This window comes from Dickeya sp. CFBP 2040, assembly GCF_012273755.1.
Classification (GTDB): Bacteria; Pseudomonadota; Gammaproteobacteria; order Enterobacterales; family Enterobacteriaceae; genus Dickeya; species Dickeya poaceiphila.
On sequence record NZ_JAAVXH010000098.1, the window covers coordinates 49,525 to 74,390 of the forward strand.

Consider the following 24,866-nt stretch of genomic DNA (forward strand, 5'->3'; position numbering starts at 1 on the left):
GACAGTGCGTCAGGGCGGCTACAGGGGGGAAACGCGCGCTATTATAGAGAATAGTGACGCGCGACGAAACCGTTTGCGTAGCGATTGTTAAACATTGCAGACATGCAGCGGTCAAACTATAGACAAACGAATAACAGTTGCACACTGGCGGTTTGTTAAGCAAAATGCCCCCGACTCTGGGACAGACGTATAAGAAACTGCCGTTACAGACAGACAGGCCAACTGGCCGCCGAGAGACAACTCATTGAAGCGTTTAACGATAAATTATGTATTCATCGGGGTAATCGCTTTGCTGTTAACGCTGGCATTGTGGCCAAATATTCCATGGCGCAGCGACCAGGACGTTCAGCTAAGGCAAATCCTTTCACGTGGCGAGCTACGTATCAGCACCGTGACCTCTCCGCTGACTTATTTCCTCAGTAACGGTTCCCCCACCGGACTGGATTACGAACTGGCCAAGCGATTCGCCGATTACCTCGGCGTGCGGCTGGTGGTATCGGTGCGCCAAAATGTCGATGATTTGTTCAGCGATCTGGATAACAACACGGCTGATCTGCTGGCCGCCGGTTTGATTTATAACCGGGAGCGTCTGAGCCGTTTCCAGGCAGGGCCGTCCTATTATTCAGTGTCACAGCAACTGGTCTACCGCATGGGTACGGCTCGCCCCAACTCGCTGGACAAGTTGCAGGGTAAACTGACCGTACTGTCCGGTTCGGCGCACACCGCCATGCTGCGTGACCTTAAAGCGAGCAAATACCCGCAACTGAGCTGGGAAGTCGCTACCAATGTGTCCGAACTGGATCTGCTAAAGCAGGTGGCGGAAGGAAAACTGGATTACACCATCGCTGACTCCATCAACATCGGCCTGATGCAACGTATTCACCCGCAGTTAGCCGTATCATTTGACCTGAGCGATGAAGAACCGGTTACCTGGTATCTGCGACAAACCCATGACGATAGCCTCTCCGCCGCGTTACTGGATTTTTTCAGCCAGATAATGGAAGACGGCACCCTTGCCCGTCTGGAAGAAAAATACCTCGGTCACGTCGGTGAGTTCGATTATGTGGATACCACCACGTTCCTTAGCGCTATCGACAGTACGTTACCGGGCCTGCGTCCACTGTTCGAAAAATATGCCAGAGAGATCGACTGGAAACTGCTGGCCGCTATTTCGTACCAGGAATCGCACTGGAACCCGCTGGCAACCTCGCCAACCGGGGTACGCGGCCTGATGATGCTGACCCGCAATACTGCTGACAGCCTGGATGTGGCAAATAGACTTAATCCAGAGGAAAGCATCCGCGGCGGTGCCAGATACCTGAGTCAGATGATGCAACAAGTACCCGCTACCATTCCGGCGGACGAACGTATCTGGTTTGCGCTGGCCGCCTATAACATGGGATACGCCCATATGATGGATGCCCGTAAACTCACAGAAACACAGAAAGGCAATCCGGACAGTTGGGCCGATGTCAAAATACGTTTGCCGATGCTGGCCCAAAAGCGCTATTACACCCAGACCGCCAACGGTTACGCCCGCGGTCAGGAGGCTTATGATTACGTGGAAAATATCCGGCGCTATATGGTCAGCCTGGTCGGATATCTTGCAGAGAAAGAAAACCGGGCATCACAGCAACAACTGGCCGCCAGTGCCTACCCCGCCGTACCACCAGAACAGTTGACAGCCAATTCCGCCCGCCCCCGCTAAGGCACGCCCGGTCATCCAGAGATTTCCCGCCCTGCACGCGCTTCGCGTTGCTGCTGACGGCGCATACGGAAAAAGCGGCTAAGCAGTTCGGAGCATTCATCCGCCAGAACCCCATCGGTGATGGTAATGCAGTGGTTCATGCCTGGATGACGCAGAATATCTACCAGCGAACCGGCAGCACCGGTCTTGGCATCCGCCGCACCATACACCAGTCGGCTGATGCGACTGTGGATCATCGCGCCGGCGCACATCACACAAGGTTCCAGCGTAATGTATAGCGTGGTATCCAGCAGACGATAATTTTGCAGCGCCTGCCCGCCCTGCTGTAACGCCATGATCTCTGCATGAGCGGTAGGATCATGGCGGCCAATTGGTCGATTCCAGCCCTCGCCAATAATCGTTTCCCCTTGCACCAGCACTGCACCAACCGGCACTTCGCCCTCGTCCCAGGCGCGTTGCGCCAGCGACAATGCATGGCGCATCCAAAACTCATCACCCATCGGACTGTTCATCATTACTCTTAGCTTTTCCTCTTAGCTTTTCGCCCGTTCTTCGCACAACGCATCGCGCAGATAACCACTTTTCTCCGCTAAACGTTGCCTGGCCAGTGGCGCATCGCAGCCAGTCACCACCATGACTATTGCCGGTTTGACTTCATAATCAGTCTGCACCAAATACCGCTGTGCAGAATCCCGATCAATACCAGTAGCCTCCATCAGGATACGGCAGGCACGATCCACCAATTTCACGTTGGTGGCTTTCACATCCACCATCAGGTTCTGGTATACCTTGCCCAGTCGTACCATCGCACCGGTGGAAATCATGTTCAGCACTAATTTTTGCGCCGTTCCAGATTTCAGTCGGGTAGACCCCGTCAATACTTCCGGCCCAACCAGCGGAGAAATGGCGATCTCTGCTGCCTGTGCAATCGGTGAATGTGGATTGCAGGAGATAGCGGCGGTACGGCAGCCTAATGCACGAGCATAACGCAAGCCGCCAATCACATAGGGCGTTCGCCCCGACGCAGCAAGACCGACGACCATATCCTGAGGGGTTAATGTCAACGCGACTAAATCCGCTTCGCCTAACGACGGGTCATCCTCGGCGCCCTCTACCGCCTTTAGCAATGCACCAGGGCCGCCAGCGATCACCCCCACCACCAATCCATGCGGGACCCCAAAGGTGGGCGGACATTCCGAGGCATCTAATACGCCAAGACGACCACTGGTGCCAGCCCCCAGATAGATAATTCGCCCGCCAGCCTTCAGGCAATCGGCGGCGGCATCTACCGCCTGAGCAATCGCAGGCAATACTTCACGGATCGCCTCCGGCACACGATGATCTTCCTGATTGAACAACGACACCATGTCCAGCGTGGACAGCAGATCCAAATTCATGGATGCCGGATTGCGGGTTTCTGATAGTAACGTGCCGAAATCCACCTTTTTTTCGTTTTTTATCATTATTCAGCCACCTTGAATCGGGTTATACCGATTGTCGCACACGAGCGCTCACCATCTGCCAAACCAATAAAAAACGGCTTGCAGGGTAACTGGCAAGCCGTTTTGTCAGCACGTCTCAACGTCAGAAGAGCTTGTCCTCATCATCGCGGATCAACGACTCCAGACTACCCAACTCTTCACGATCCCGCGCCCGGTTGACGAGTTTAAGCTGTGCAGCGGCCGGGAAATCGGTGATGTTGATCTGCCCTTTGGTGATCAATACCTGAATCAGATCTTCCAGCACACGTACCATTTCCAGATCGCTACTGCGCAACCGCTCAATCTTAGCCATAATGGCCTGCTGATTATTCAGCCATGCTGTGGCTTCTACAGAATCATCCGGCAACTCGCCGTTCATTTCTGGAAACGGTAATTCTTCTACTCGGATAATATGGCCGTTGCTGTCACGCAGAATGTAAAACATATCTAGCCCTTTTTATGAACAATATAGCAAGCACACCTCAGGGTGAATTTGCTCCTGATTAGGGTTTTTATTGTATACCGTGCTGCAAGTCGGCAGACAAAGCGGATCAGGACACATGTGACCATCGACTTGGCAGCGGTTAGCAACCGCAACCACGCACACATCTCACACATGAACTGCCACAAGATGCCGACATGAAAACCCATCGTCTCCACCCACAGCAGGCGATGCAAGCCAATAATTGCATAGTCGTCTGCCGGTGGAATCAGCGGCGTCGCACGAGTGAACTCCCTGCAGCGAGGCCAGAACACGCTTCACGATCCCTCATCAGCACATCACGTTAGGCCATTTATCAGCATGGCATTTTCACCATCGGTGGGCAAGCTATCCAAACAGATTCTCTGTCCGCCATTCGCATTTTATAGCAGATGATTCATAGCTAATAGTTGTCAGCATACCGATTAACAAGCGTATTATGTCGCACCCAAATGTCAGTTATATTGACCGCCATTCGAGGTTTCTCAACAAAGTGGATCGATAAAGCGGCCTCAAAACCGACATTATTCTGACTGATGCACCTGAAATGAAATGTACCTGTAAGCAAACACTTGGTGGCTAAGGAACGCATAGCGACATGAATACACACTATAAGCAGCCATCTGGCAGCGAAGAACCGCACCATTCTGCGCAACATCAGGATCCTCGTATCCGCCATGATGACCCGTTGCTCGACAGCTTGCAGGTCCTGTGCCAATTACAAGGAAAACCAGCCAGCCGTACCACGCTGACCGCAGGCTTACCGCTTGAAGACCTACGTTTGCCTGCCAGCCTGCTGCCGCGTGCTGCTGCACGCGCAGGTTTACGTGCCCGGATACTTAAACGTTCGTTAAACGCCATTCCGTCCATGTCGCTACCTGCAATGTTGTTACTACGCGAAGGCCGTGCCGCTATCCTGCTGGGTTGGACAACAGACGGTAACGCGCGTCTGATGACCGGCGAAACCGAAGGTGGCGAAATCACGGTTGATCACAATACGCTGCAGCAAAACTATCTGGGGTTAGTCATGTTTGCCCAGCCAGCCCCCCGTTTCGACGCATCGCCAGCGACATTACTGCCACGAAGTAAAGCCTGGTTCCGCGACACGTTGAAACTATCACGCAATCTGTATCTGGATGCAGCCATCGTCAGCCTGTTGATCAACATCATCGCGCTATTTATCCCGCTGTTCGTTATGCAGGTCTATGATCGGGTGCTCCCCAATCAAACGACAAATACGTTGTGGGTATTAGCTTCCGGCCTCGGCATCGCACTGCTGTTTGAACTTATCATGAAGATATTACGCAGTGTTTGCCTGGATATTGCTGGGAAAAAGACCGATCTTCTGCTTTCCGCCACCTTATTCGAGCGTCTGGTGGGCATGATGCGCTCGGTCTTTCCGGCACGCATCGGCACCGTCGCTCATCGGGTGCGGGAACTTCAGTCATTGCACGACACGTTATCGTCGTTATCGCTGGGAACATTGCTCGATTTCCCATTTACGCTGCTGATGCTGATCTTACTCGGCATACTGGGAGGTCCGCTGCTCTGGGTGCCCTTGCTGACGTTGCTACTGGTTTTAGTGATCAATGTACTCCTGCAACAGCCTATATTGACGGCGCACACGCATTCCCGCCGACTAACTGAACAACGACAAGCACTGCTGACGGAAACGCTGAGCGGACTAGACACCATTAAAATCCATAATGCCGAAGGTGAACGCCAGCGTCAGTGGGAACAAATCAGCAGTGACATCAGCCGACTCAGCTCAAGGGCGAAAACCTTATCGGCCCTCGCCGTCCATCTGACCCAAACATGCCAGCATCTCGCCAGCGTCGTCATGATGGTCGTAGGGGTCTATCTGTTGCTGAGCGCGCAGTTGACGCCAGGTTCGCTGTTCGCCTGTTATCTGCTTAACAGCCGGGTGTTGATAACGCTGGGAACACTGTCCGAGCTGTTTATCCACTACCTGCAGACCCGGTTAACCCTGGAAGAAACGCATGAATTAATGGCGCTACCGCAAGAGAGAGGCGATCAATCCTCCCCTTTAAAACGAGAAAGCATTCAGGGCAGCATTGAGTTTTGCGACGTGACTTTCAGCTATCCGGAGCAGAAAAACCGCGCCCTGATTGATATTAATCTGTCAATTCGCGCTGGCGAAAAAGTCGGCATTATTGGTCGTACCGGCTCAGGTAAAAGCTCACTGGAAAAATTGATCGTCAACCTTTACCAACCAACCACCGGTAATCTATTGATCGACGGTGTTGACGCACGTCAGTTCGACATCGCCGACCTGCGCCACCACATCGGTTATGTGCCACAGGATATTCAACTGTTTAGCGGTACGCTGCGGGACAACCTGATTTTCGGTGCCCGTTATGTTGAAGACGACGCTATGCTGCGAGTGGCAGATATCGCTGGCGTCAACGATTTCGCCCGACTACATCCGGATGGTTACAACCTACAGGTTGGTGAGCGAGGGATGCACTTGTCGGGCGGTCAGAAACAAGCCGTCGCTATTGCCCGTGCGTTGCTGCTTGACCCGCCGATCCTGCTGCTTGACGAGCCTACCAGCGCCATGGACAACAGCAGTGAAGACCGCTTTAAGCAAGCTCTACAAGCCATTCTCGCCAACAGAACACTGCTGTTGGTCACACACCGGGTTTCCATGCTGACACTGGTAGATAGACTCGTTATCGTAGACAAAGGACGTATTATCGCCGATGGTCCCAAAGCCATCGTACTGGACGCATTAAAGAAAGGACAGATCAATGCTTCTCGCTAAATTCGCTCGCTCTATCAATACATATTTCTTCGGTCATCGCCATCAGGAGTCGCAAGGGCTGCCGGATGTCGGACAAGCGCTGGTGGAAGATGCACCCATGTTCATCCGGTTATCGATCTGGACTATGTTGGCCTTCATGATTTTTCTGATGGGCTGGTCCGCGGTTGCCAACGTGGATGAAGTCGTATCGGCGACAGGGAAAACGCTCAGTCAATCGCCTCAGTACAGTGTACTGGCACCGGAAGCAGGTAAACTGGGCAAGCTACATATCCGCGAGGGGCAGATAGTCAACATGGGTGATCCCCTGATGCAGTTAGAGCATAGTGAGCGGCCTCACTCGCCTGATACCAGTGAAAATACGGCGGACAGGCTATCGCTGGTCACCGCGCCAGTACGGGGTATTATCAAATCTATTCTTGTCGATGCCACTACCGGGCAAATTTCTCCTGGCCGTGCGCTGGTGGAAATCGCCCCATTGGATGACAAGTTGCTGATTGAAGCGCGTATAAAGCCACAAGATAGAGCATTTTTGCGCCCTGGACAGGATGCGATGATCACTTTCGCCGTTTACGACTACACCACATTTGGCAGCTTGAAAGGTTATATCGATCAGATCAGTCAGGATGTAATGACCGATCAGGCAGGTAACAGCTTCTACCTTATACAGCTACGCACAGATAAAAACGACCTGGGGACTCACGACAACCCACAGTTGATTCTTCCCGGCATGATTGCCAACGTTGATGTGATCACCGGCAGGAAAACATTGCTTAGCTATTTGCTAAAACCAATACGGCAAGCCTGGACAGAAGCGCTGCGGGAACGATAACGCCAGCCGAAGACGACTAGTGGGTATTCAGATCATGATAGATCTGAGTTTGACTGCGTCCCAGCGCCTTCGCCTGATACATCGCCGCATCAGCATTGATAGCTAACGCCAGCGAATCCGTTCCATGTTCAGGATACAGCGCAATACCTATGCTGCACGAGATATCTAATTTCTTGCCCTCAATATAGAAAGGCTCGTTGAGGGCATGGTGGATCTTGTCGGCGACGTACAGCGTATTCTCGACTTCTTTTATCCCTTGCAACAGGATAATAAATTCATCACCGCTGCGGCGATAAACCGTATCGGTTTCACGCACTGCACCTCGCATACGCGCTGCTGCTTCTTTTAGCAGCAAATCCCCGGTTGCATGGCCGAAGGTATCATTAATTTGCTTGAATTTATCCAGATCAAGGAACATCAACGCGATCTTCCTGCCTGTCTGACGGGATAACTGGATAGCCTGCTCCATCTGCTCGGCAAATGTCAAACCATTGGCCAGCGAGGTCAATGAATCGTAATGGGCCAATTGCCGGTAGTGCTCTTCACTACGACGCAGCATATCAATCGCACGGTAACGTTCGATAGCCACCGACACCAGTTGCGCAGATTTCTCAATAGAGGCAATTTCATCCTCTGTCGGGGAATAGACCTTGCGGTGATAAACACTGAGTACCCCAAGAATTTCCTTGTTCTGCCCAAAAATGGGTTCAGACCAGCAGGAACGCAACCCGGCATACAACGCCAGGCCTTTATACAATGTCCAATGGGGGTGAGTGGAAATATCTTCCGCGATAACACGTTTGCCAGAATAGGCGGCAGAGCCAAACGAAGCCGCACCGTCAGCAATCTTCACGTTGTGGATAGCATTCTTGTAAAAACCCGGCAGGCTGGGAGCAGAGCCAAGGGTCAGACATTTATTTTCCTTGTCAACCAACAGAACGGAACAGACAATTCTGCCGGGATTCTTCTCCTCAACACTGAAGATAATCGCATCCAGAATATCCTTCAGCGGCGCACCGCTCGACAGTAACTCCAGCGCACGGTTGTAGGAGTTGTCATGATGCTCCTGCGTCTTGCGCTCGGTGATATCCATTTTTATACTAACGAACTGAACGGCATCACTGGCTTTATTATATATTTTGACGATGCTGGCTTTTTCCCAATATAACTGCCCGTTTTTCTTACGATTAACAAACTCGCCGTTCCAGATCTCACCTTTATTCAAGGTAGACCATAGTTCCTCATACACACTGGCGTTGGTCATGCCAGAGCTTAATATATTCGTTTTCCGGCCAATCACCTCTTCCGCTTCATAACCAGACATAACGGTAAACTGCCGGTTTACGTACACAATCTCACTGCTTTCATTAGCGATCATAATGGATGATGGACTGTATTCAGCGGCAAAGAACACCATGTTCAGGAAGTCCTGCTTTTTTTGTTCTGCGTTGGCTTTTTCCTGAAATTTACGGCTTCTGGCAGAAGAAATCCCTAAGAGCACTATTAATAGAGTTATTATAATTTCATACACAATAACACTCTCCTCAGGCCCGGAACGGTCCTGATCGAACAAATCGCATCACTGAAGACGAAAAATCCCGGTAATAACTCCCCTTGTATAGATTTTCAGGGTTGGCACATTTCCGGAGAGTAGAAAGGATGAATGAAAAAACTATCCAGCTCTGCAGGACAGGTTCATAGCCATAAAAACGACAGCATAAAGCCTCCATTATATCGCCGTGTGCAGACCTAAATAATAGAATCAAGAGAATGAGCTTAATCAGTTATATTAATGATAGTAATAGACATAAGCCTGGCTAATATTTTTATACGGTTCTATTACCGATTTCGTAGCGCAGTATTTTGACTATCAATTTTTCGTAAGCAAATCAATTATACCGATAAGTCCTACTATTTTAATCAAAAATAACTATCACAAGTTGTTTTTTGATCGTTACCAGCAAAGATTTATTTTTTTATCTTTATAAATCAATTTATTATGGACCTTATAAATCGATCAGTTCTTTTTCTTATGGTTGTTGCTTTTTTAAGCTAATGCCGTGATTTTGCCAGTCTGGAAAAGCAATCCATACCACATAAAACACTATATTTATATAAAAAACAAGGCATAAAGAATGAGAAATCTATAAATAGCAATCTAATCATTTGCTTTATGCCGTATATTGATGATATATGAATTTTTTCTTTTATCCTCAAGGTGTTGATGAAGCAAAGGCAGGTTCCAGAGGGGAATAGAATACTTCACGACAAACAGGAAAAAAGGCGCTCATTCAGGTATATCAGGAATATAAAGAAGGCATGATTACAACTCGGAACAAAGATCTTCCATATTTTCAAATGGTTGAGGCATAGACAAAAAATATCCCTGTGCTGCGGAAGCATCAGATTGCCTGATGATATCCCACTCTTCTTCAGTCTCAACCCCTTCAATTACAACATCCTTGCAGTAAGTGGCAAGCAGGGTCACCAGTGACGGAAACAACTGCCTGCCTTCTTTGCTATTAAGCAACATGATGAAAAGCTCGCGGGCAATCTTGATACAGTCGTATTTTACCCGTGATAACGAGGAAAAATTCGCCATACCACAGCCGAAATCATCCAACCAGAGCAACCCGGCTTCGGGCAACATCGCCAGTGTGTCATGAGGCAAAACCGCCAGACTTTCAACCAGTTCGAAACGCAGCCAGGGCATTGTCGTCAGCAGCTTTTTGGCCTTGCTGTTTTCCTGCAAAGCCAGCAAAGTCAGCCCATCAATATTAACAGAGGCGCGTAATTCATCCTGGACAAAGCGGTCATGCCATTGGTTTAGTAACTGCAACTGTTCAATAACGATATTGAGGCGCTCTTCAACACTAAGGCGGGCAAAGTAATGTTCAGGAGATAAAAATTTCTGCGGACAGGATGGGTGAAAAACGGCGGTCAGCAACTCAATCCCCATCAAACGACCAGAAGTGCGATAAATAGGTTGAAATCGGTACCGCCTGTGGCAGCTGTGCCAGTAATCAGCATCTGCACACTGCACCTCCCCGGTGACGGAGACTTCAGAGCCGGGCTGATTAAAGTGACTAATTTGCTGCACTATATGTTCCGCCATTGAAGGAGATGCTTACGAATAAAGTATACCATATGCACACATGAGTTTATCGATTCTGCCTCAACAATCTTTATAAAGGCAGGCTGTAATTACAGTACAAAGTAAATATGACGGATACATTGCATGAGAATTTTTGTTTTTTGATATCAAATTACTATGAAAAATTATGCACTATAAACGCATAATAGTGATTAATCTTTTCGTCGTATAGTCTCTCAATCAAGAAAATAAACCCTTTTTTTATCCCTTCACCTCTCGTTATGTCGTTTATACCATAGCAATGCTGTGTAACCGGCTCGCGGCAGCGTATAATCAGGGCTGATTGATGAAAGGAAAGAAAACATGGCGCTGCTAATTACCGCGAAATGCATTAACTGCGATATGTGTGAGCCGGAATGCCCCAATCAGGCCATATCGATGGGGGATGAGATCTATGAAATTGACCCGCTACGCTGTACCGAGTGTGTTGGGCATTATGATACCCCGACTTGCCAGAAGGTCTGCCCGATTGACAACACCATCCTCAAAGACATTAACCACCAAGAGAGCCACGATCAACTGTGGGAAAAATTTGTTCTGCTCCACCATGCAGACCAGCTGTAATCACGTTCAGCGCAAGGGCGAACAATCGCCCCCTTCAATAATCACGGTAGCACAGGCGTAGTGTCGTTCATCCGCCAGCGATACATGTACGTGCCTAACCCCCATCTTTTCAGCCAGTTCAGCAGCACGCGCAAGAAACCGTAAACAGGGTTTACCCAGTTCGTCATTCGCCACTTCAAACTGTGCAAACGCCAGGCCATCACGGATACCAGTGCCCAGCGCCTTAGCCGCGGCCTCTTTGACCGCAAAGCGTTTGGCCAGAAAACGAATCGGTTGCGAATGGGCCTGATACTGCAACCACTCCTGCTCACTGAGTACACGCCGGGCGAGGCGATCACCGGAACGCCCAGTGATCGCCTCAATACGGGCGATTTCGACAATATCCGTGCCGAGTCCCAAAATCGCCATTAGCGTCGGGCTTCCCGCATTAGCGTTTTCATCTCCGCCACTGCTGGTGCCAGACCACTCATCACTGCACGTCCAATAATGGCATGACCGATATTGAGTTCATGCATTTCCGGCAACGCGGCAATCGGCTGCACATTATGATAAGTCAGCCCATGGCCAGCATTGACCTTGATGCCGCGGGCCGCAGCATAAGTAGCCGCATCGCGGATACGCTCAAATTCGTGTTGCCGGGCTACATCGCTTTGCGCATCAGCATAAGCGCCAGTATGGATTTCAATATAAGGCGCTCCACTGGTAACTGCGGCATCAATCTGTGCATGATCAGCATCAATAAACAGCGAAACCTGAATACCTGCGTCACGCAATTGTGTCACCGCGGCAGTGATACGGTCGAGCTGGCCTGCAACATCCAGCCCACCTTCTGTCGTCACTTCCTGACGTTTTTCCGGCACCAGACAACAAAAATGTGGTTTCAATTCACAGGCTATCGCCAGCATTTCATCCGTTACCGCCATCTCCAGATTCATACGAGTCTGTATGGTCTGGCGCAACAAACGTACATCGCGATCAGTAATATGGCGACGGTCTTCGCGCAAGTGGACGGTGATACCGTCAGCCCCTGCCTGCTCCGCCACAAACGCTGCTTGTATTGGATCGGGATACGCCGTACCACGGGCATTACGCAGGGTAGCTATATGATCAATATTTACGCCCAACAACAACTCAGCCATGATCCATCCTTCAACAATAAGTCTTTGCCGCAGTGTACACGCCAGCGGCATCTGACGATACCCAGGCAATTCTAGATCTTTTCATCCGGGTCAGCTTTATAGGGCTTAGGCATAAACTGCCGAAATAGCTCCCGGCTTTTCAGTGGTTTACCACCAAGATAAGGTTTCAGCGCCATACGGGTAAAACGCTTGGCTGCACGCAGGGCATCAATGTCTGGAAATTCCCTTGACGCCAGTGCCCGCAGTTCACGTCCAGTGAAACTGAGGTTGTCCACGACCAAACTCGCAATAAAACCTTTTTCTGACCGGTAACGATAGGTCATGGTATCGGCAACCGGTTCACCGCTGCCGGCACAGTGAAGAAAATCAACGCCATAACCAAGATGCTCCAGCAACGCCAGTTCAAAGCGCCGCAAAGCAGGTTCAGATGAGCCACTGGCCGCCGCCAATTGTTGTAAACAATGAAGATAATCGAAAAACAGAGCGGAATAATTGGTTTCCAGTTCCAGCACCCGTGTCAGCAGCTCATTCACGTACAAGCCGCTATAGAGCAACGAGCCACTCAGTGGCAACGCCAGAGAAACCGGCTCAGCGTTACGCAAGGTTTTAACTTCGCCTCGCCCACCCCAACGTACCAGCAACGGCGTAAAAGGCTGAAGAGCGCCTTTAAGACTGGAGCGCCGTGCACGGGCGCCTTTCGCTAGCACACGCACACGGCCTTCATTTTCAGAAAACAGATCCAGCAGCAAGCTGGTTTCGCTGTAAGGTCGCCCATGCAAGACAAACGCGCGTTGCCAGCCTTCCATCGGCACAAGCCTTAGAGATCGTCAATATAACCCAGGCTACGTAGCGCACGCTCATCGTCCGCCCAGCCGGATTTCACCTTCACCCACAGTTCCAGATGGACTTTCGCATCAAACATTTGCTCCATATCCTGGCGTGCTTCGATACCGATGGTTTTAATCTTGGCGCCTTTATTGCCAATCACCATCTTCTTCTGCCCTTCGCGTTCCACCAGAATCAGGCCATTGATGTCATAGCCACCACGTTCGTTGGCAACAAAACGTTCGATTTCCACCGTAACCGAGTACGGCAGTTCTTCACCCAGAAAGCGCATCAGCTTTTCACGAATAATTTCCGAGGCCATGAACCGCTGTGAGCGATCAGTAATATAATCTTCCGGAAAATGGTGAATAGCCTGTGGCAGATGCTTGCGCACAATCGCCGCGATGGTATCAACATTGGTGCCTTTCTCAGCAGAGATCGGTACCACATCGAGGAAATTCATCTTTTCACTCAGCATCTGGATATGTGGCAACAGTTTCGTTTTATCCGCCACGTTATCCACTTTATTGATGGCCAACAGCACCGGCGCTTTCTGTTCGCGCAGTTTGTTTACCACCATTTCGTCATCATCAGTCCAGTGAGTGCCTTCCACCACGAAGATGATCAGTTCCACATCACCGATTGAACTGCTGGCGGCACGATTCATCAGGCGGTTGATAGCGCGCTTTTCTTCAATGTGCAGCCCCGGTGTATCCACATAGATAGCCTGATACGGCCCTTCTGTGTGGATACCCATAATACGATGGCGGGTCGTCTGCGGCTTGCGGGAGGTGATGGATATCTTCTGCCCCAGCAACTGGTTCAGCAACGTGGATTTACCGACGTTTGGTCGGCCAACAATCGCGACAAAGCCGCAGTAGGTCTGTTCTTCGCTCATTCAAGCTCCAGCTTTTTCAAGGCCTGTTCCGCCGCAGCCTGCTCAGCTTTGCGACGGCTTGACCCAGTACCCACTACCGGCTCGCTGAACCCGCTGACCTGGCAATGAATAGTAAATTCCTGATCGTGCGCCTCGCCGCGAACCTGCACCACCAGATAGGTAGGCAATGGCAAGTGGCGTCCCTGCAGGAACTCCTGCAAGCGGGTTTTCGGATCTTTTTGCTTATCGCCTGGACTTATCTCATCCAGACGGGTCTGATACCACGTCAGAATCAGTCGCTCAACGGTTTGAATATTGCTGTCCAGGAATACGCCACCAATCAACGCTTCCACGGTATCCGCGAGAATCGACTCCCGACGAAAGCCCCCGCTTTTTAATTCACCGGGACCAAGACGCAGGCATTCACCTAATTCAAACTCTCGGGCAATTTCCGCCAGCGTATTACCGCGCACCAATGTCGCACGCATTCGGCTCATATCGCCTTCATCCACACGAGGAAAACGGTGATACAACGCATTAGCGATAACGAAACTCAGAATGGAATCCCCCAGGAACTCCAGTCGCTCGTTATGTTTACTGCTGGCACTGCGGTGAGTTAGCGCCTGCAATAAAAGGTCATATTGTTGGAAAGTATAGCCCAGCTTTTTTTGTAAACGATTTATCAGGATGGGGTTCATGTGTTACCAATAGATCTATAATGCCTTTTTAAACAACAGCATACGGAACAGCCCTGCCTTGCCACTTAATTAAGTCAAAACTGTTTCGTTTGCAGTGGCTCCCGCCCGGGAGCCAGCATTTATTATTCAGAAATATTCTACAACGGAAGTCGCAAATATGCTGCGAGTTTATTTACATTCGATTAATGAATACCGCCAATACGGCTTAACCGTACGCCAGTAGGCCATTCACCTTCTTGTTTTTCAAAGCTCATCCAGATGGCCGTTGCCTTACCCACCAGATTTCGTTCCGGCACAAATCCCCAATAACGGCTGTCTGCACTATTATCGCGGTTATCCCCCATCATGAAGTAATGCCCTGCTGGCACCACCCACGTCCCCAGCGACTGACGGGGTTGCTGGTAATACATGCCTAGCTGATCCTGAGCGCCGGGTACGGTAAGGATGTTATGCGTCACCTCACCCAATGTTTCCTTGCGTGCGGCCATACGGATGCCTTCACTTTTCTGCTCCAGCGGAATCTGATAAAAACCGCTGGTCATCTCGCGGCCACTCCCGCTAAATGTCTGCACAAAATCGCTAGGCTCGACATTACTGTAGGTCACCGGCAGGGCACTGCTACAGATTTGCTTGTCACCACATCCAGGTTGAATAGTAACCTGCTTGGCTATCGGGTCATAACTGACGCGATCACCCGGTAACCCCACAACACGCTTGATGTAATCCAAACGCGGATCTCCAGGGTATTTGAATACCGCAATATCGCCGCGCTTAGGATGTCCGGTTTCAATCAGAGTGGTTTGGGTTATCGGGTCTTTAAGACCGTAGGCAAATTTTTCGACCAGAATGAAATCCCCGATCAACAACGTCGGCATCATCGAACCAGAAGGGATTTGAAACGGCTCGAAAATGAACGAACGCACCACAAACACCAACGCCAACACCGGAAAAACCGACGCAAACGTTTCAATCCAACCCGGCTGTTTGATGCTGTTCGCCAGCGTTTTCTCGTCGACGACACCATTAACCTGCTGACTTAGTGCGGAAACTTTAGAGCGCCGCGCTGGCGCCCATTTGAACCGCTCCAGACACCAGACAACGCCGGTCACCAGCGTTGCTAATGCCAAAATCAGAGCAAACATATTGGCCATGCCAACTCCTCAGGGTTATTTGCTTTCTTTTCCAACATGCAGAATGGCCAAAAACGCTTCCTGCGGCAGCTCGACGTTGCCTACCTGTTTCATGCGTTTCTTCCCTTCCTTCTGTTTCTGCAGCAATTTCTTCTTACGGCTAACGTCACCACCGTAACATTTTGCCAGAACGTTTTTACGTAACTGTTTCACGGTAGAACGAGCAATAATATGGTTACCGATGGCTGCCTGAATCGCGATATCGAACTGCTGACGCGGGATCAGATCTTTCATCTTCTCCACCAGCTCACGACCACGGTACATCGAGTTGTCACGGTGAGTGATCAACGCCAGCGCGTCCACACGTTCGCTGTTGATCAGTACGTCCACTCGCACCATGTCCGATGCCTGGAAGCGCTTAAAGCCATAATCCAACGAGGCATAACCGCGGGAAGTCGATTTCAGACGGTCGAAGAAATCAAGCACCACTTCCGCCATTGGAATTTCATAGGTCAGCGCCACCTGGTTGCCGTGATAAACCATATTGGTCTGCACGCCACGTTTTTCTACACACAGGGTAATCACGTTGCCCAGATATTCCTGCGGCAACAGCATATGGCACTCGGCAATCGGTTCACGCAACTCGTCGATATTATTGACCGGCGGCAGTTTGGACGGGCTATCAACATAGATAACGTCGTTACTGGTGGTTTTAACCTCGTATACCACCGTCGGCGCAGTGGTGATGAGGTCAAGATCGTATTCACGCTCCAGACGCTCCTGAATGATCTCCATATGCAAAAGCCCAAGGAAACCACAGCGGAAGCCGAAACCCAGTGCGGTAGAGCTTTCCGGTTCGTAGAACAAGGAAGCATCATTCAGGCTGAGTTTGCCCAGTGCGTCACGGAAAGCTTCATAGTCGTCGGAACTAACCGGGAATAAGCCGGCATACACCTGCGGTTTTACTTTTTTAAAGCCCGGTAACGGTGTTTCAGCCGGTTTACGCGCCAGCGTTAGGGTATCGCCCACCGGCGCGCCGAGGATGTCTTTAATGGCACACACTAACCAGCCGACTTCACCACACTGCAAGACATCGCGGTCCACCTGCTTAGGCGTGAAAATCCCCAGGCGTTCAGCGTTATACACCTGACCGGTACTCATCACCTTGATCTTGTCACCCTTACGCAGAGTACCGTTCTTGATACGGATAAGCGATACCACGCCCAGATAGTTATCGAACCAGGAGTCGATAATCAGCGCCTGCAGCGGCGCTTCCGGGTCGCCTTCCGGCGGCGGAATGTCGCGCACCAGACGCTCAAGAACATCCGGTACGCCTACGCCAGTCTTGGCGGAGCAACGCACCGCATCGGTCGCATCAATCCCCACGATATCTTCGATTTCCTGGCTGACGCGATCAGGGTCCGCTGCCGGCAGGTCAATCTTGTTCAGCACCGGCACTACCTCAAGATCCATTTCGATCGCGGTATAACAGTTAGCCAGTGTCTGTGCTTCAACCCCTTGTCCGGCATCCACCACCAGCAACGCCCCTTCACAGGCTGCCAGCGAGCGGGAAACTTCATAGGAAAAGTCAACGTGTCCAGGGGTATCAATAAAATTCAACTGATAGGTCTGACCATCGGAAGCGTTGTAATCCAGCGTCACGCTCTGAGCTTTGATGGTAATACCGCGCTCACGCTCCAGATCCATGGAATCCAGCACCTGCGCTTCCATTTCACGTTCAGACAAGCCACCACAAATTTGAATAATGCGGTCAGAGAGTGTCGACTTACCGTGGTCGATGTGAGCAATAATGGAGAAATTTCGTATATGCTTCATTATAAAAATTTTTCTACCTTGGTATTTCTGAAATTCTTGCCGAACGGCACGCGCAATGTGATGACAGCCATAGCTACTGTCGTCATATATCTGAATCGCAGCATTCTACATGCCATACAGTGGAAAACCTAGTCATGGCGCATCTAATCAATTCATTGATTATGACAGGGTTACGGATGAGAAGATGAAAGCAGAGGTAAAAAGTCATTAAAAGGAAAAAACCAGAATACCAACTCGCCAGCAATCCGGCTGACTGAGGGCGTTTCAGCGCTCCAAGGTGACATCGGTTCGCAACAGGTTTTCGGGCAAACAGACCTGCAGAATCACCGGTTGATAACGCTGATTATTGTCAATTTTCGCTGATAACCGCTTTACCGCAGCGAAACTCACCGCCACACCAGCGAATGCACCCATCACAGCCATCAGATCGCTGTGCAGCCAGTGCTGCATCAACGCCGCCCCCAGCATTAGCCCCAACAGCGGTAACAGGTAAACCAGCATCGCAGAACGCAACAAACTGGATTCTGCCAGACCAATTTCGACCCGTTGACCTGGCAGCAACGGTTGCGGATACGACACCGCCAATTGATGTATTGCGGCTCCACCAATCTGGTTCAGCACACCAGTGCCACAGGACATGCGAGACTGGCAACTCTGGCAACCGGAACGTTGTTCACAGCGCAACACAGCGGTGCCCGCCTGCCAGGAAACCACCGTCGCCCATTCTTTGATCATGGCTGCGCCTTGAATAACACGTTATCTGCAATACGCTTGGCGGTTGCCAGCGGCAATTCGCCAATCACAGTGATTTCCCGATTATCTCGTATTTCGGTGTGGATGGTTCGGCGGCCCAGCGACGCATTTTGATCAGGGTGATTCTCTCCTGCCGGGCTGATATTAATGGAAAAACTGAACAATCCATCACTGTAAAGACGCGATTCCGCAAGGCCAGTGATTCCCGGCAACGGTCGCTGGCTACGTGACACCTCCTCCACACCAACCGGCAACCATTCCGGCATCCAGTTGAAATTAGCGCCAGATGAGGTGGGGATGCTGAGCAACGGCGGCTGAGTAACCTTATCCAGCGGCTTCATGGCAATCTGCACCGTTTTATCCACCGTGACAGAAATAGCCCGAAACTGCTCCAGCAGCTCGCCATTTTGATCAAGCAGGTCGACACGTAACGGCAGGCGTGACTCCGCATCAAGACAGACGATATAACTGAAACGGGTGCCGTCCCTGGAGACGATTCTCACCACATCGCCCTGACGATCAGCCAGACGAATACGACCGGTAGGGATAAAATCGTAATAAGCGGACAGTCGCTCCACATTAGCGAAAATCAAGGCTGGCAGCGCATCAACAATATGATCGCCTGACAAGGTAAAGGGTTCAGCATCTGCTTCGAAATAGCTGATGTCCCCGCCACGCTGAATCACTTCGCGCTTAGGACCGTCCAAATGAATGAGTTCAGCCAGTGCCTCGCCATTTTGCACCGAATGACGGTAACGCAATGACTCAATGCCCTGCCGGGAAACACTGATGTAGTAAATCTCGTAACTCAATGACCGGCTAGCGCTGCTCATCTGCTGCAACAACGCCCCGGAATCGCTTGCCGGGGCGAGAGAGGAATAAGACAGGCTGCTCAGCAATACACATGCGGCAAACCAGTAACGCTTCATTACTGCGGTTGAATTCCTAATGACTGAGTACCAGGCACCTGTACGGCAGCCTGCTGCTGGCTCCCTTGCTGCTGCAACTGGAGTTGATCGGAATGCACACGGCGTTGCAGTTCATAATCCTGCAGCAACGCATTGATGCGCTCATGCTGCGCCTGCATCTGACGCTGCCCGCTATGCGCCACACTATTCTCTGCCGGCACGCTCAGGCTGACCGGGGAAGCCGAGCCACCCATTACCGGCAGCGTGCTAAGCGCAGGCGTCGATTCCGCTACACTATTATCGCCCATAGCGCTGTTTTGCTGGTAGTGCTGTACACCCACAATCACTGCCAGCGAAACGCACGCCGCCACGCCAATTTGCGTCAGATGGCTGGCCAGCGGACGAACGTTGTGCCAGAACGACAACGCCTGCCAGGTACGGGGATGAGGCTGGGATTCCGTTACCACCTGCGCCTTGAACTGCACCGGCTCTTGTTCGATAGCGACAGCCACACGTGCAGCGATATCGACATGCATCAGCGTTTCGCTGACATCGCCACGCAGTGTGTCGCGGACCAGATGGTAACGCTGCCAGTGTTGTTGCAACTTGTCGTCTTTCGACAAGGCACCCAGCAGCGCACTGTCCACTGCCTCACCATCCATTAAAGCGGAAAGCTTTTCTTTCTGCATAACTTCACCTTACCTTGTCAAATCCGTCATGAGTAACGTTAAGAACAAGCTAACGCTGAATAAGCGGTTGCACTTTATTATCAATCGCTTCCCGTGCGCGGAATATGCGTGAACGAACAGTGCCGACCGGGCAGTCCATAATGTCGGCAATTTCTTCATAACTCAGCCCATCCAATTCACGCAATGTAATTGCCAGACGTAAATCCTCAGGCAATGACTCAATAGTATGGAAAACGATTCGTCGTAACTCTTCAGACAACATTAAATTCTCAGGGTTCGATATTTCTTTCAACGCGCTGGCATTTTCATAATTTTCAGCGTCGTTGGCGTCCACATCGCTGGAGGGAGGACGCCGCCCCTGAGCCACCAGATAATTTTTCGCCGTGTTGACGGCAATACGGTACAGCCAGGTATAGAAGGCGCTCTCGCCACGAAACGATTCCAGCGCGCGATAGGCTTTGATAAACGACTCCTGCACCACATCGGGCACATCCCCGGCTGGAACGTAACGCGATACCAGACTCGCTACTTTATGCTGATAACGAACGACCAGTAGATTAAACGCCTTACTATCGCCATTCTGGACCCGCTCAACCAGCACCTGATCCGCTAACTGCTCGCTCATCCGAGATCATGTCTCCCCAAAACCGTGTCACCACGCCTAAGTCACGTACTGCCAGCCATATGTCTGAAATCGAGCAAGCACTGGGTTGGAGTCTTTTTCTGTCATAAGGTTCCGCTACATGAAGCATTTTTTGCATTCAGCCAGATGCCTGCCACACGCCACAGTGCCGCTTTCCGCGGGGTTTTATTCTCGTTCCTTTCCCCACTAACCGGCAAATCATACGTCAAAAGCCCGCTGCTGGCACCCCGTTCTGCCTTTACCTACCAACGTTGTTTAATATAAAAAACAAAAAAATACATTTAAGATAAATATCGTGCTAAATTCAAAAATACTGTTTTATAAACTAAACAACAGCCATAATGTCTTCTATTACAGATTACTCTTGTGATGTGCTGATCATCGGCAGCGGCGCAGCAGGATTATCGCTGGCGCTCCGTCTGGCTCCTCATGCCCGCGTGATAGTGCTTAGCAAAGGACCGTTAAGTGAAAGTGCCACTTTTTACGCTCAGGGAGGGATCGCCGCCGTATTCGATGAAACCGACAGCATCGACGCCCATATCAACGATACCTTGATTGCCGGCGACGGTTTGTGTGATCAGGAAGCGGTGTCGTTTATTGCCCGTAACGCTCGTCATTGCGTACAGTGGTTGATTGATCAAGGGGTGTTGTTCGATACCGAAATTACACCGCACGGCGAGGCTCGCTACCATCTTACGCGCGAAGGGGGCCATAGCCACCGTCGTATCCTTCATACGGCTGACGCCACCGGCAAAGCGGTGGAAACCACGCTGGTCAATCAGGCGAGGCAGCATCCCAATATTGTGTTGCTGGAGCGGTGCAATGCAGTAGACCTGATAACTTCCAGTAAACTCGGCTTGCCGGGCCATAAACGGGTAGTTGGCGCTTACCTGTGGAACCGCGAAAAAGAACATGTCGAATCATGCCGTGCCAAAGCCGTGGTGCTCGCTACCGGCGGCGCTGCCAAAGTTTACCAATACACCACCAACCCCGATATTTCTTCCGGAGATGGTATCGCCATGGCCTGGCGAGCGGGTTGCCGGGTAGCGAACATGGAGTTCAACCAATTCCATCCTACTTGCCTGTATCACCCACAGGCACGCAATTTTTTGTTGACTGAAGCACTGCGTGGTGAAGGCGCCTGGCTGACACGGCCTGACGGCAGCCGCTTCATGCCTGACTTTGATAAACGGGCGGAACTGGCGCCGCGGGATATTGTCGCCCGTGCAATAGACCACGAAATGAAACGGCTGGGTGTAGACTGCATGTATCTGGATATTAGCCATAAACCCGCAGACTTCATCACACAGCATTTCCCGACTATTTACGAGAAGTTATTGTCGCTGGGAATTGACCTGACCCAGGAGCCGATTCCTGTCGTTCCCGCCGCACATTACACCTGCGGCGGCGTGGTCGTTGACCAGCAAGGGCGTACCGATCTGGACGGCCTGTATGCGATTGGCGAGGTCAGTTATACCGGCCTGCATGGCGCAAACCGCATGGCGTCGAACTCACTACTGGAATGTCTGGTGTACGGCTGGTCCGCTGCTGAAGACATTTTGCAGCATTTACCCGAAAAAACGCTGGTGGAATCGTTGCCCCGCTGGGATGAAAGCCAGGTGGAAAACTCTGACGAAAGGGTCGTGATTCAGCATAACTGGCACGAACTACGGCTATTTATGTGGGATTACGTAGGCATTGTGCGTACAACCAAGAGGCTGGAGCGTGCGCTACGGCGCATCACGCTGCTAAAGCAGGAAATCAACGAATATTATGCCCACTTCCGCCTCTCCAACAACCTGTTGGAGCTACGCAATCTGGTTCAGGTGGCGGAACTGATTGTACGTTGTGCACTCGAACGTAAAGAGAGCCGTGGACTGCACTACACGCTTGATTATCCGCAACGCGCGGAAAACGCATACCCAACCATCCTTCATCCCTGAAGATACAGCCGGTTTTCATGCCGGGTTTTCACCCGGCAAACTACATCAACGAGCACTCACATCGACAAAATGTTCACATCGACAAATAGAAATCCCGCGTCAACGCCTGAAATGACGCCGAATAGTGACGATTATCGTCACGAATGATTAACGATGCTCGCGTCAGCGCTACGGCATGTCGCCTCAACGATAGCAGCACCCGATTGACTGGCCGGGCCGGGCTATCCGCCACATCAACCCAGATGTCGGCATACCATGCCAACTGTTGCGCCAGCCTCAAAAAACTATCCGCCACCTGTAACGGCAACACGACGCAAAATCGCCCTCCTGACTCAAGCAACCGGCTGGCGCAATCCAGCAACGCGTCGTGCGTTAAGGTAGTGGTATAACGCGCCTGCGCACGCTGGGCAGAAGCGCAATCGACGCCCACAGAGAAATAGGGCGGATTACTCACAATCAGCGAGTAACGCGCTGTAGCTGCCTGAGCATAAGCGACAATATCAGCCTGATAAATTCGTATGTAGTCAGCCCAGGGGGATAACGCTGCGTTGTCCGAGGCTTGCGCACTGGCGGCGGTATCCAACTCTACACCATCTACTGGAGTCCGCCCGCCGCTGCGTTGGGCCAACATCAAGGCCACCAAACCTGAACCACAACCGATATCAAGTATCCGGGTTTCCTTATGCAGTGGCGCCCACGCGCCTAACAACACGCCATCGGTTCCGACTTTCATCGCACAACGATCATGCGCCACAAAAAACTGTTTAAAAGTAAATCCGCCGGCACGCGGAGCCGGTGTATGCTGCTGGAAGGTCATTGCTATGCCATATTGTTGTCAAAACGGGGTTAGCATAGGAGAAACAGAATATTGGGAAAAGTGGCGAATACCGCTTAAACAGATGAACAACCCCGCCAATGCGTCTATAATCAGCGCCCCGAACAGAGGTAGACCATGACTGCGACCAATTTTTCCGAGTTTGATCTTGATGACAGCCTGCTTGACGCCTTGCGCGACATGGGCTTCAGCCGCCCAACCGCCATTCAGGCCGAGGCCATTCCCCCAGCGATGGAAGGGCGGGATGTGCTGGGTTCCGCACCGACCGGAACCGGCAAAACCGCCGCCTACCTGCTGCCGGTTTTACAACACTTGCTGGATTTTCCACGTAAAAAATCCGGTCCGCCACGAATCCTGATTCTGACACCAACACGAGAGCTGGCGATGCAAGTGGCGGATCAAGCGCGGGCGCTGGCTGCACATACCCATCTGGATATTGCGACCATCACCGGCGGTGTGGCTTATATGAATCACGCCGAAGTATTCAGCGAGAATCAGGATGTGGTGGTCGCCACTACCGGACGTCTGTTGCAATACATCAAAGAAGAAAATTTTGACTGTCGTGCAGTAGAAACCCTGATTCTGGATGAAGCTGACCGCATGTTGGACATGGGATTCGCCCAGGACATTGAGCATATTGCCGGAGAAACCCGCTGGCGCAAGCAAACCATGCTGTTCTCCGCAACGCTGGAAGGCGACGCTATTCAGGATTTTGCCGAGCGACTGCTGAACGACCCTATCGAAGTGGAAGCCGAACCGTCACGGCGCGAGCGTAAAAAAATCCTGCAATGGTACTACCGCGCTGATGATGTGCAGCACAAAACCGCACTACTGAGCCACCTGCTCAAACAGCCGGACGTAACCCGTTCCATCGTGTTCGTGCGCAAGCGCGAGCGGGTGCATGAACTGGTAGACTGGTTGCGCTCTGCGGGTATCGAATCCTGCTATCTGGAAGGGGAAATGGTACAGGCTAAACGCAACGAAGCCATCAAACGGTTGAGCGAAGGCCGGGTGAAAGTATTGGTTGCCACCGACGTCGCCGCACGCGGACTGGATATTCAGGACGTCAGCCACGTGTTCAACTTCGATTTACCACGAACGTCAGACGTTTACCTGCATCGTATCGGGCGTACCGGGCGGGCGGGGCGTAAGGGTTGTGCCATCTCGCTGGTAGAAGCGCATGATTATCTGCTGCTTGAAAAAATTGGCCGTTATCTCAATGAACCGTTGAAAGCCCGCGTGGTGGATGAACTACGACCGACTACCCGTGCGCCAAGCCCTAAATCTAACGGCAAGCCATCGAAAAAAGTGCTGGCTAAGCGCAAAGAGCAGAAGCAAAAAGAGAAAGAAAAGCAGAAAACGAAGGTCAAGGTACGCCACCGCGACAGCAAAAATATCGGTAAACGCCGTCAACCCAGCGCCACAGCATCAGTTGAGCTACCGACAGAAAAACCAGCGGATAACAGCTGAATCTGGGCAGTTGATGCCAGGAAAGGGAGCCAAACGGCTCCCTTTTACGTTTAGGGACAACCGAGGAATGTGTAGTAGCAACGCAGGCGTCTGTGTTTAGTGACGCATTGCGGCCTGT

At 51.3% G+C, this 24,866-nt stretch carries 23 protein-coding genes; 6 read left to right on the top strand and 17 right to left on the bottom strand.

Annotated features, from left to right (window positions below; all coding sequences use genetic code 11):
• The first annotated feature begins 244 nt into the window (after positions 1–244).
• Positions 245–1,708 (top strand): membrane-bound lytic murein transglycosylase MltF, encoded by a 1,464-nt coding sequence (mltF, locus tag Dpoa2040_RS15955; RefSeq protein WP_168641887.1) that lies wholly within the window; start codon positions 245–247, stop codon positions 1,706–1,708.
• An 11-nt stretch (positions 1,709–1,719) separates the two neighbouring features.
• Here mltF and tadA read toward each other — a convergent pair whose 3' ends face one another.
• The 3 genes from tadA to Dpoa2040_RS15970 form a co-directional block, all read right to left on the bottom strand.
• A complete protein-coding gene (tadA, locus tag Dpoa2040_RS15960) occupies positions 1,720–2,223 on the bottom strand; it encodes a tRNA adenosine(34) deaminase TadA (RefSeq protein ID WP_042872143.1) in 504 nt (167 codons plus the stop codon).
• Between the two features lie 18 nt (positions 2,224–2,241).
• The gene (murQ, locus tag Dpoa2040_RS15965; RefSeq protein WP_168641888.1) at positions 2,242–3,171 is read right to left on the bottom strand and encodes an N-acetylmuramic acid 6-phosphate etherase; all 930 of its coding nucleotides are present in this window, start codon (positions 3,169–3,171) and stop codon (positions 2,242–2,244) included.
• 121 nt (positions 3,172–3,292) lie between these two features.
• Positions 3,293–3,634, bottom strand: coding sequence for a hypothetical protein (locus Dpoa2040_RS15970; protein ID WP_042872147.1), 342 nt, complete (start codon positions 3,632–3,634; stop codon positions 3,293–3,295).
• A gap of 634 nt (positions 3,635–4,268) precedes the next feature.
• Between Dpoa2040_RS15970 and Dpoa2040_RS15975 the strand changes: the two genes are divergently transcribed.
• Positions 4,269–6,455, top strand: coding sequence for a type I secretion system permease/ATPase (locus Dpoa2040_RS15975; RefSeq protein ID WP_168641889.1), 2,187 nt, complete (start codon positions 4,269–4,271; stop codon positions 6,453–6,455).
• The gene (locus Dpoa2040_RS15980; protein WP_168641890.1) at positions 6,442–7,284 is read left to right on the top strand and encodes an HlyD family efflux transporter periplasmic adaptor subunit; all 843 of its coding nucleotides are present in this window, start codon (positions 6,442–6,444) and stop codon (positions 7,282–7,284) included. Before Dpoa2040_RS15975 ends, Dpoa2040_RS15980 begins: the two co-directional genes overlap by 14 nt.
• Positions 7,285–7,300: 16 nt before the next feature.
• On the opposite strand, the gene Dpoa2040_RS15985 is transcribed toward Dpoa2040_RS15980, so the two are convergent.
• Both Dpoa2040_RS15985 and pdeH read right to left on the bottom strand, forming a co-directional pair.
• Positions 7,301–8,815, bottom strand: a complete 1,515-nt coding sequence (locus Dpoa2040_RS15985; RefSeq protein ID WP_168641891.1) for a diguanylate cyclase domain-containing protein — start codon at positions 8,813–8,815, stop codon at positions 7,301–7,303.
• 792 nt (positions 8,816–9,607) lie between these two features.
• The gene (gene pdeH, locus Dpoa2040_RS15990) at positions 9,608–10,399 is read right to left on the bottom strand and encodes a cyclic-guanylate-specific phosphodiesterase (RefSeq protein ID WP_071604336.1); all 792 of its coding nucleotides are present in this window, start codon (positions 10,397–10,399) and stop codon (positions 9,608–9,610) included.
• Positions 10,400–10,741: 342 nt separating this feature from the next.
• Here pdeH and Dpoa2040_RS15995 point away from each other — a divergent pair, with 342 nt between their 5' ends.
• Entirely contained in the window at positions 10,742–11,002 is a 261-nt protein-coding gene (locus tag Dpoa2040_RS15995; protein WP_042872154.1) for a YfhL family 4Fe-4S dicluster ferredoxin, read from the top strand.
• Between the two features lie 6 nt (positions 11,003–11,008).
• Here Dpoa2040_RS15995 and acpS read toward each other — a convergent pair whose 3' ends face one another.
• The 11 genes from acpS to rpoE form a co-directional block, all read right to left on the bottom strand.
• Positions 11,009–11,410, bottom strand: a complete 402-nt coding sequence (gene acpS / locus Dpoa2040_RS16000; protein WP_042872156.1) for a holo-ACP synthase — start codon at positions 11,408–11,410, stop codon at positions 11,009–11,011.
• Positions 11,410–12,141: a pyridoxine 5'-phosphate synthase gene (gene pdxJ / locus Dpoa2040_RS16005; RefSeq protein WP_168641892.1), complete on the bottom strand. Its 732-nt coding sequence runs from the start codon at positions 12,139–12,141 to the stop codon at positions 11,410–11,412. The genes acpS and pdxJ overlap by 1 nt, the downstream gene beginning before the upstream one ends.
• Before the next feature lie 71 nt (positions 12,142–12,212).
• Positions 12,213–12,947 (bottom strand): DNA repair protein RecO, encoded by a 735-nt coding sequence (recO, locus tag Dpoa2040_RS16010; RefSeq protein WP_042872161.1) that lies wholly within the window; start codon positions 12,945–12,947, stop codon positions 12,213–12,215.
• Between the two features lie 11 nt (positions 12,948–12,958).
• Complete coding sequence (gene era / locus Dpoa2040_RS16015; protein ID WP_042872163.1) at positions 12,959–13,864, bottom strand: GTPase Era; 906 nt, start codon at positions 13,862–13,864, stop codon at positions 12,959–12,961.
• Positions 13,861–14,541, bottom strand: coding sequence for a ribonuclease III (gene rnc / locus Dpoa2040_RS16020; RefSeq protein ID WP_042872165.1), 681 nt, complete (start codon positions 14,539–14,541; stop codon positions 13,861–13,863). The genes era and rnc overlap by 4 nt, the downstream gene beginning before the upstream one ends.
• 182 nt (positions 14,542–14,723) lie before the next feature.
• Positions 14,724–15,692, bottom strand: coding sequence for a signal peptidase I (gene lepB / locus Dpoa2040_RS16025; protein WP_042872167.1), 969 nt, complete (start codon positions 15,690–15,692; stop codon positions 14,724–14,726).
• Positions 15,693–15,707: 15 nt separating this feature from the next.
• Complete coding sequence (lepA, locus tag Dpoa2040_RS16030) at positions 15,708–17,507, bottom strand: translation elongation factor 4 (protein ID WP_042872169.1); 1,800 nt, start codon at positions 17,505–17,507, stop codon at positions 15,708–15,710.
• Between the two features lie 264 nt (positions 17,508–17,771).
• The gene (rseC, locus tag Dpoa2040_RS16035) at positions 17,772–18,242 is read right to left on the bottom strand and encodes a SoxR-reducing system protein RseC (RefSeq protein WP_168641893.1); all 471 of its coding nucleotides are present in this window, start codon (positions 18,240–18,242) and stop codon (positions 17,772–17,774) included.
• Positions 18,239–19,189, bottom strand: a complete 951-nt coding sequence (rseB, locus tag Dpoa2040_RS16040; RefSeq protein WP_042872173.1) for a sigma-E factor regulatory protein RseB — start codon at positions 19,187–19,189, stop codon at positions 18,239–18,241. The genes rseC and rseB overlap by 4 nt, the downstream gene beginning before the upstream one ends.
• The gene (gene rseA, locus Dpoa2040_RS16045) at positions 19,189–19,857 is read right to left on the bottom strand and encodes an anti-sigma-E factor RseA (protein ID WP_042872175.1); all 669 of its coding nucleotides are present in this window, start codon (positions 19,855–19,857) and stop codon (positions 19,189–19,191) included. Before rseA ends, rseB begins: the two co-directional genes overlap by 1 nt.
• A gap of 49 nt (positions 19,858–19,906) precedes the next feature.
• Positions 19,907–20,482: an RNA polymerase sigma factor RpoE gene (gene rpoE, locus Dpoa2040_RS16050; protein ID WP_042872177.1), complete on the bottom strand. Its 576-nt coding sequence runs from the start codon at positions 20,480–20,482 to the stop codon at positions 19,907–19,909.
• 359 nt (positions 20,483–20,841) lie between these two features.
• Between rpoE and nadB the strand changes: the two genes are divergently transcribed.
• Positions 20,842–22,443 (top strand): L-aspartate oxidase, encoded by a 1,602-nt coding sequence (gene nadB / locus Dpoa2040_RS16055; protein WP_168641894.1) that lies wholly within the window; start codon positions 20,842–20,844, stop codon positions 22,441–22,443.
• A 73-nt stretch (positions 22,444–22,516) separates the two neighbouring features.
• Here nadB and Dpoa2040_RS16060 read toward each other — a convergent pair whose 3' ends face one another.
• Positions 22,517–23,260, bottom strand: coding sequence for a tRNA1(Val) (adenine(37)-N6)-methyltransferase (locus Dpoa2040_RS16060; protein ID WP_168641895.1), 744 nt, complete (start codon positions 23,258–23,260; stop codon positions 22,517–22,519).
• Between the two features lie 135 nt (positions 23,261–23,395).
• On the opposite strand from Dpoa2040_RS16060, the gene srmB reads away from it, so the two are divergent.
• Positions 23,396–24,748 carry an ATP-dependent RNA helicase SrmB gene (gene srmB, locus Dpoa2040_RS16065; RefSeq protein WP_042872185.1) on the top strand — a complete coding sequence of 451 codons (1,353 nt, stop codon included), beginning with the start codon at positions 23,396–23,398 and terminating at the stop codon, positions 24,746–24,748.
• Positions 24,749–24,866 lie beyond the last annotated feature (118 nt).